Origin of the sequence: Pseudoduganella namucuonensis, from assembly GCF_900116645.1 — a bacterium.
In the GTDB taxonomy this organism is placed as follows: domain Bacteria; phylum Pseudomonadota; class Gammaproteobacteria; order Burkholderiales; family Burkholderiaceae_D; genus Rugamonas; species Rugamonas namucuonensis.
Genome location: NZ_FPBO01000001.1, coordinates 60,017 through 67,528, shown reverse-complemented (window position 1 = coordinate 67,528; position 7,512 = coordinate 60,017). Strand labels below are relative to the sequence as shown.

Annotated in this window: 8 protein-coding genes and 1 CRISPR repeat array; all 8 genes read right to left on the bottom strand. The window is 58.6% G+C overall.

Going from position 1 to position 7,512, the window contains the following annotated elements:
* Positions 1-1,127: a CRISPR direct-repeat array (repeat unit 29 nt; unit sequence CGGTTCATCCCCGCGGTCGCGGGGAACAG).
* Positions 1,128-1,226: 99 nt separating this feature from the next.
* The 8 genes from cas2e to BM436_RS38640 all read right to left on the bottom strand — a co-directional run bounded on the left by cas2e (position 1,227) and on the right by BM436_RS38640 (position 7,501).
* Positions 1,227-1,520 (bottom strand): type I-E CRISPR-associated endoribonuclease Cas2e, encoded by a 294-nt coding sequence (cas2e, locus tag BM436_RS00260; protein ID WP_093552234.1) that lies wholly within the window; start codon positions 1,518-1,520, stop codon positions 1,227-1,229.
* On the bottom strand, positions 1,501-2,412 hold the full coding sequence (cas1e, locus tag BM436_RS00255; protein WP_093552232.1) for a type I-E CRISPR-associated endonuclease Cas1e: 912 nt from the start codon (positions 2,410-2,412) through the stop codon (positions 1,501-1,503). Before cas1e ends, cas2e begins: the two co-directional genes overlap by 20 nt.
* A gap of 2 nt (positions 2,413-2,414) precedes the next feature.
* Positions 2,415-3,068: a type I-E CRISPR-associated protein Cas6/Cse3/CasE gene (gene cas6e / locus BM436_RS00250; protein WP_177306863.1), complete on the bottom strand. Its 654-nt coding sequence runs from the start codon at positions 3,066-3,068 to the stop codon at positions 2,415-2,417.
* A gap of 2 nt (positions 3,069-3,070) precedes the next feature.
* Entirely contained in the window at positions 3,071-3,835 is a 765-nt protein-coding gene (cas5e, locus tag BM436_RS00245; RefSeq protein ID WP_093552227.1) for a type I-E CRISPR-associated protein Cas5/CasD, read from the bottom strand.
* 4 nt (positions 3,836-3,839) lie between these two features.
* Positions 3,840-4,895, bottom strand: a complete 1,056-nt coding sequence (gene cas7e / locus BM436_RS00240) for a type I-E CRISPR-associated protein Cas7/Cse4/CasC (RefSeq protein ID WP_093552223.1) — start codon at positions 4,893-4,895, stop codon at positions 3,840-3,842.
* A 29-nt stretch (positions 4,896-4,924) separates the two neighbouring features.
* On the bottom strand, positions 4,925-5,437 hold the full coding sequence (gene casB, locus BM436_RS00235) for a type I-E CRISPR-associated protein Cse2/CasB (RefSeq protein WP_093552220.1): 513 nt from the start codon (positions 5,435-5,437) through the stop codon (positions 4,925-4,927).
* A gap of 25 nt (positions 5,438-5,462) precedes the next feature.
* Positions 5,463-7,076, bottom strand: coding sequence for a type I-E CRISPR-associated protein Cse1/CasA (gene casA / locus BM436_RS00230; RefSeq protein ID WP_093552217.1), 1,614 nt, complete (start codon positions 7,074-7,076; stop codon positions 5,463-5,465).
* Between the two features lie 128 nt (positions 7,077-7,204).
* Positions 7,205-7,501, bottom strand: coding sequence for a transposase (locus tag BM436_RS38640; protein WP_093552213.1), 297 nt, complete (start codon positions 7,499-7,501; stop codon positions 7,205-7,207).
* Positions 7,502-7,512 lie beyond the last annotated feature (11 nt).

Genomic DNA, 7,512 nt, shown 5'->3' with positions numbered 1-7,512 from the left:
CGGTTCATCCCCGCGGTCGCGGGGAACAGGGCCGCCAACCGGCGTAAAGAGGAGGCTAAATCGGTTCATCCCCGCGGTCGCGGGGAACAGGTCTTGGTTTCACCGCGACGGAAGAAGCACAGCGGTTCATCCCCGCGGTCGCGGGGAACAGTCCTCCAGGTCGCTCATGTAGGACGCGCCCACCGGTTCATCCCCGCGGTCGCGGGGAACAGGGATAGAGCGGCGTGTCGTCGTCGGCCGCCATCGGTTCATCCCCGCGGTCGCGGGGAACAGGTCGTCGGCAGGCGACAAGGTGGTAATGGTTTCGGTTCATCCCCGCGGTCGCGGGGAACAGCGTGTCGCCTTGCTTCACTGGTTGCGTATAGACGGTTCATCCCCGCGGTCGCGGGGAACAGGTCGTTCAGCGTGTAGATCACAAAGCCGGTGCCGGTTCATCCCCGCGGTCGCGGGGAACAGTCGGAGGCCGCGACGCCGGTCAGGCTGGCGGGCGGTTCATCCCCGCGGTCGCGGGGAACAGGGCCGCCTCGCCGTCCTCGATCCCATCGAACGCGGTTCATCCCCGCGGTCGCGGGGAACAGAAGCGGCACAGCGCGGAGGTCTGGCACGAATTCGGTTCATCCCCGCGGTCGCGGGGAACAGGAGAAGGTGTGCACGCCGCTGGAGAAGCATGACGGTTCATCCCCGCGGTCGCGGGGAACAGGACTGCCATGTCGGTTTCCGTGTCGCCTGTCACGGTTCATCCCCGCGGTCGCGGGGAACAGGTTTCCGCGTCTGCCTCGGCATTCGCGTCTACTGGTTCATCCCCGCGGTCGCGGGGAACAGGGGTCGTCGATGCTGGCCAAGTCGATCATCACCGGTTCATCCCCGCGGTCGCGGGGAACAGGGCATCCGGTCGGTGAAGAAGGGCCGCTTCGCCGGTTCATCCCCGCGGTCGCGGGGAACAGTGCGGCGAGTCGATCCACAACGGCGCGTTCATCGGTTCATCCCCGCGGTCGCGGGGAACAGGGCATCCGGTCGGTGAAGAAGGGCCGCTTCGCCGGTTCATCCCCGCGGTCGCGGGGAACAGTGCGGCGAGTCGATCCACAACGGCGCGTTCATCGGTTCATCCCCGCGGTCGCGGGGAACAGACCAAACATAACCCATTGATTACATTGGTCTATTATACACCAGCATTGTCCACCAACTTTTCCAGCCTACTCAGTTGTTAAAGAACGCGCCGAAGATTGCTATCCGTCCGCTACCTGCGGCGGGAAAAACGAAACCAATCTGATGCCATCCATTTCGGTCGGCATCCGCCGGTTTTCACCCAGCGTCAGAAAATCGAATCCTGCTTCGCTCTTACTACGCCAAGCCATGACCGCATTGCCGTCCTCGATCCCCTGCTCGACCTGTTCCCAGATATGCTCCCGCAAACGCCGGGAGTAATTGCCGACATATACGCCCGCGCGTATCTCAAGCAACCAGATCGCCAACCGGCCGCGCAAGCGCGGCGGCGCGTTTTCAAGAACGATGACCAGCATCGCCCATGCTTTCAGGGTTGGGAATGGCCGGGGGAACCGCCTCTGCCGCCATGCTCGGCGGCTCCAATCCCCCCTCGGACAAAATCGCTTCAATGTCGGGAATGATCCGTTCCAACAGCTTGCTTTGCCTGAAACTGTCCCGGCAACGCAAGCGCACTTCCCGTTCGGGATTCTGAACGGATTTGGATGCCACGCTGAAAGCGATAGGTGCGACCGTCTCAAATTTGTACAAGTCCGCTATATCGTAGACAAACGATAGCGGCTTGCCGCTGTGTATGAAGCCGATGGCCGGAGCGTAACCGGCCGCCAGCACCGCCGCCTCCGCCACGCCATACAAACATGCAGTGGCCGCAGACAGACAACGGTTGGGAACATCGGCTGCGTCCCAGTCCTGCCGGTCATAGTTGCGCGCTCGCCATTCCACACCGAACTGCTGCGCAAGCAACTGGTACATGGAGCGCACTCTTGCGCCTTCCACACCACGCAGCTGCTCTACGCTGCGACGTTGCGGCGCGTCCTCCTTGAACCGGTATTTGTACATGGCGCGCACTACCCGTAGCCGCGCGTCGTCGTCCAATGCCAGCTTCGCCTGATATAGCAGCCGATCGGCACGGGCCCCGCCAGGCTGACCCGCTGAATAAACGCGAACCCCGCCCTCGCCTATCCAGACCAGCAAGGTCCCGACCCTGGCGGCCAGTGCGCAGGCGGCATGCGACACCCGCACACCTGGCTCCAGCATGAGGCAAACCACCCCGCCTATCGGAATGTGCATACGCACGCCATTCGCATCCACCGCGACGAAGGCGCCGTCCAATACATCCAACTGGCATCTTTCGACATAGAGAACCGACAAGCGCTCCTTGATCGGTATCGGCTTTAGCGGCGGCAGCATGGCTACCGGCCTTCAATACGCTTGACCAGCATGAGGCCACAGCCAAATGCCTTCGCACGTCCCAGGCCTTTGAACAACGTCCGTCGGAACAAATCGGGATCAGTCACTATCAGTTCACCGGAAAAATCCACTGTGCTGAAACGGATCTCACGCTTGCCAGCCTGATGCTGCTGATAGGCGTCGACCGCGGCGGACGTCAATTCGAAACCATTCTGTTTCGCCCGCGCCGCCAGCCACGCGAGGCATGTGGATTGCACCAACTCGTAGGTGCGGAGTTCCGCCTTGTCCGCCTGGTTCTTCTTGGCGTCCATGACCACATCATGCCGATGCGCGCGTCCCGACGCATCCTTCTTCGCCACGACGGGGTTGGCGCACAACCGGAACGCCAACTGGTCACCTGGCTGCAGCTGCGGGTCATAGCTGCGGCTCTGAACTCGCCACGAGGAATTACCCGCCGCTGGCGGCCGATGCGATACGACGTAGTAACGTGGAGGTGATTCGTCCAGATGGCGGCGAAACACGAAGTCCCGCGTCTGAGCTTCCTCTCCGGGGAAGAAGCGCCAGAGCCACTGATGCTCCGCATATGGTGGCTTCAGCTGTTCATATATACCTTGCCGCAGTAAATCATCCTCCGGCGTTATCACACTAAAGTACATGGCTATCCTTTCACACACAACGCGATGTGCTCCCGCCTGTCGGCGAACTGCCATCCTTGGCGCGCAATGGGCTGATCTTTTCTCGTGATGGTCAGGTCCCTTGCTACTCCAATCGTCGCAAGATCATCATCCCCAAAATCATCCCCCCAGACCAACTTCTGAACGCCGGGCGGTGGCGGCAACTCCCGTCTTGGCAGCGCCTGCTGCCACTGCTGACGCAGGCGGCTCTGATACTCGGCGAAGGCGGCTCCAATCAGCTCATCGGTCATGATGCGAGGGTTGAGCGGCGCAGCCGGCGGACAGGACTTCCTGCCAAGGTACAGTACGAATTTCGGCCTTTGCAGCGCCGTCGCCAAATCCGTCAGCGCGTATGGCGCATCAGGCCCAGCTTGCACGGCCACCAAGCACGCGGCATCTTGCCGGTAATCTCTGCTCGACAAGATGGTGTTCAAATCCTGTTTGGCGAACGCAAGCTCATCCCGCCGAGTTGCATGCGCCCGCTTCTTCAGCTCTGCGCGCCCGGGTACTTGTGCCGTCTGATAATCGCGCAGCAACCGCCCTTGGTTCAGCACGCCGATGGCGAACCGATACCCTGCGCTCACTGTGGCCTGCGCATGCTCGTCAGCACGCGCGATGCCCAGCGCCGCGCCAAGCAAACCCAGCAACGCGGAGCGACTGGGGTACTCGGCAGTCGGGCGGTACTCGCCAACCGCCATATCTCCCCAAGAGGCCAGCGGCGCGTACAGTTGGAACACCAATGTTTCCATGGCATCAGGCCGCAATAAATTCTGCCACTTGCTCGAGACTGCCGGTCCCTCGCTCCACGTCAAAATGGACATGGCTATCGGCGCAGGGCCCATAGACCGTATCGAAATTGTCGCGACGCGTCAGCAACTCCTTGATCGCGCGACCCATGGTGTCCGTGTCCTTGATCGGCTTAAGGAAAGCTTGCGCCAGCGAACGAGGCTGCTGATCGCCTTTTTCGGCAAGTACGAATCCAGCGTACGCCCGCGACGCGAAGCTGTTTTGCTTGCCCGTCGGCGACACCTTTGTAGCAGCTGTGATGAGTGCCTTTAGGGCCCGCTGGGTCAGATCCGCGTCGCCCCCCAGATTCTCTTGCAGCTGCTCCCGGTTAACGCAGAGATACAGGTAGAACACGCCGGCGCCAAACCCCAATTCTCCAATGTGCGCGGCGCCGCGGTCGTCCTCCCCGTTGTTGAGGTCATCAACCGCGCTGAAGTAATCGTCATCCACCTCGGCTTTATGTACCGTGATGGCGTGGGCAACTTGCACAGCCGCCTCCGTATTGTAGGCAGGTGTCTTTGCCAGCATACGGCCAAACATCGCGATATCCACAGCCGAGTGCTGCTTGCGCAACAACTTCAGATCGTCAGCCGTGGGCGCCTTTTCTGTCGTCCCGAGCCGGGCCACCAAATCCTCTATCGCGCTTATTTCAGCTGGGCTGAAATGCACCAACTGTTCAACATGCAGGTCCTCATTTTTGTCGGTTTTCTTGTCGGACTTTGGCTTGCCGAATTCAGCGATGATTTGCCGCGACCATTCTCTGGCGTTTTTTTCGCTGATACCTTGCTGGGCCAACCCCTTGTGGATTTCGACACCCATCTCCTTGGTGCGCGTTCCAAGATGCCCCTTGAATTCCGCCTCAAAGAGGTCCGACGTTCGCCAGGCTCGCTTCAGACTCTGCGACGAAATGCGCAGCCGCGTGCAATCCCCAACGACAGCGGTCTTGGGTCGTCCGGTGTCATCGCGGTTCAGGTTGGACGGAGGGTAGCTGGTTAGGATATGCAATTGTATGAATCGGGACATGTCTCTTCCTTGAGTGTAGGGTTAATGAGTTAGGACTGTTTCGAGTCGGGCCAGCGATAACCGTATGCCCATTTCTTCTTGATCTTGTCGCCCCACAAAAAAACGTCATGCGCAAGCGCGTGAATGTTCAGGGTGTGCTTCAGCAGCGGCAACGTTCGTCGCAAGCTGCGAAATAGGTCGTCTGTATCATCGGCTTTCAACAAGGCTCGAAAGCGTATTTCAGAGACGGACTGCTTCTCTTTGTCACGCCCTGAAAAGCTTTCCGGCATCGCGTCTTCGCTAATCTCTTTGACATGTGCCAGCAACCCTGCGATGGCGGCTAGTTTGTCGTTCTCTCGATCCGATGCATCAGCTGGCCAGCCGCCGCAAACGACCATACGCCGATGAAAGCGTTGATACGCTGGGCTCAATACGACATCATTTAGCGTGGCGCAGCGCTTGAGCATGGCACGGTTAGCGCGGGCTTCCTCCAAGTCTAGCCACCACAGCTTAAGCTCCTTGCCAAGTCGGGTATCCGGCCCCCACGAAAACTTCTGCGACATATATTCCTCCTAAGACTTGGCGTACCTACGCCGGATCGGAACTCGAGACACGTTTTTCCATAACGGGCAAATGCAAAACATCCCTAATCGTCTTACCTGTCAACGCGCCCCTAAGACGACGATGCGCCTCGGCTACCCTACGAGGATTGCCCTGTGACGTGAGGCCGACGATGTCCTTGCTAAACAGCTCCAAGGACTTCGCGAAAAGTGCCGTGTGCCATTTTTCACCGAATCGCATGGCAAACTGCGGAAAGCCTTCTTGCTCTGAAGCCTCCATGCTTACGCTGTGCATTGCCGCTTTCAACAATTGGTAGAAGTCGATTTCCGTAGTGTCCCAGAACGCCTTGTCCACAAAGCTCAAGTCTCCACGGGCATCAAGTTCACCGAACCAGGCATGCTTCACGGCTTGTCGAAGATAGAAGGCCGCCAACTCCGCCGCTTCCAGCAGCCGCTTTATCAACTCTTGGAGATTTTTACGTGCGGTGCGACTATCCCTAGGTAAGGAATACAGCGGAAAAGTCGTTTCATACCAACAGCGCGGTTTCATGTTGTCCATGTCATAGCCGCTAATCCAAAGCCGGATGTCCGATGATGGTCTGAGACGCCTCTCGGCGACGAAATACGAGAGGATGGTGGCCGCCTGTACTTCCTTTTTGCTCTGACTACTACCCAAGACCCAAGCCAGCCAATTTCGATAGCTGAATCCAGTTGGCTGCGGGTGAACGGGCAACCATCCCTCCTTGGTTTCGTAGTAAGGCGACGCAGGGTGACGCCAGGGGCCTTTATAGTTCAGTCCTTGTGGCTTGGTGAAGTAACGCGAAATCAATTGCGTGGAGACGCGCTTACAAATGTCACACACGCCTTCTCTCGCCTCGCCGAAATCCAGCCGAATACGCCGCGGCATGGCCCAAAAGACGTGATGAGGATGCACTTGCATGGGTTGGGTTTCGCCGCCAGGCGCCTGGATTGCAGTGATGTCCGCTAGCCAAGGAAAGGTAAAGTGGGGCGCAGTCTTTTTGGCATCGCCAGCATGTTGCATGAACTCGCGCTGAGGCAGCACGTTCAACCATATGTCGTGCCAAAGACTGCGGCGTTGCAAGGCGACGAGTAGCGTAGTCAGCGGCCCGCCTCCCCGCAGGCTGGTACGGTGACCCGCACCGCCGGCCGGGGCATTTGTTTGCAAGGTGAACAAGGCTGTCGCCGCACAATGGGGGCACATCGACTGGACGGTATTGCGCTTGACGAAGTGGTCGGTATTCTTATCCACGGCCGATCCGCCAGGAGCGTCGATCAACAGTGCGTCGATAGAACATTCTGCTCCGCCCGACATATGGGCATCCTGCATAAAACGGTGACCATCGCCGCTCAGAACGAATGCGCCACCTACCGACGAGAACCATTGTTGTAATACATCGGCGGAAGGAGGAATGTCGTTCCATTCCACCCAATCGCTTTCATTCTTGACCGGTGTCGTGGTTTGCAACAAACCAATCAACAATTGCATCAAAGCAGCGTTGAAGTCAGCACGGTTGGCAGCAAGCGCCACCACATCTGGATCGCTGATCTGATGTGGGGCGATCCAGGCCATCCGGCCATCGCGACATAGCACTGGTATCCACTCTTCAGCTAATAGTGACATTTTCCCCTCGATATCCGATAACCACGGGCTCGTATTTAGATCAGACACGTCGGCAAAGACGATATGAACGCGTCCGCCAGAAAGTCGAAGCCTCCTCACCTCTTCCGACCGGCTAGAGATCACGTTCCTTAACCTTGCATTCGGAGCTTTCTTCTAAGTAAGTCGACCTCCATTTTGAGCCGTCCAATCTCGCTGTATAGCCGATCTTCGCGATTGTCTTTCCCTGCCAGTTTGGAGCTAGGCTTGGGCTGAAACAAGACATCGGACTGCTCTAGAAGCCGCCTCTTCCACCTTCCGACTACCCTGGGATGCACGCCATAAACCTGCGCGATCTGACCAACGGTTCTCAATCCACGCACTGCTTGTAAGGCAAGTGTTGCCTTGAACTCTGCGCTATACACATGCCGTTTGCGATAGGATTCCATTTTGCGACCCT

Bases quoted from the DNA above. Each gene is read 5' to 3' on its own strand.
- cas2e (WP_093552234.1), bottom strand. From the start codon at position 1,520: ATGCTGGTCATCGTTCTTGAAAACGCGCCGCCGCGCTTGCGCGGCCGG.
- casB (WP_093552220.1), bottom strand. From the start codon at position 5,437: ATGTCGCAGAAGTTTTCGTGGGGGCCGGATACCCGACTTGGCAAGGAG.
- cas7e (WP_093552223.1), bottom strand. From the start codon at position 4,895: ATGTCCCGATTCATACAATTGCATATCCTAACCAGCTACCCTCCGTCC.
- cas1e (WP_093552232.1), bottom strand. From the start codon at position 2,412: ATGCTGCCGCCGCTAAAGCCGATACCGATCAAGGAGCGCTTGTCGGTT.
- BM436_RS38640 (WP_093552213.1), bottom strand. From the start codon at position 7,501: ATGGAATCCTATCGCAAACGGCATGTGTATAGCGCAGAGTTCAAGGCA.
- cas5e (WP_093552227.1), bottom strand. From the start codon at position 3,835: ATGGAAACATTGGTGTTCCAACTGTACGCGCCGCTGGCCTCTTGGGGA.
- casA (WP_093552217.1), bottom strand. From the start codon at position 7,076: ATGTCACTATTAGCTGAAGAGTGGATACCAGTGCTATGTCGCGATGGC.
- cas6e (WP_177306863.1), bottom strand. From the start codon at position 3,068: ATGTACTTTAGTGTGATAACGCCGGAGGATGATTTACTGCGGCAAGGT.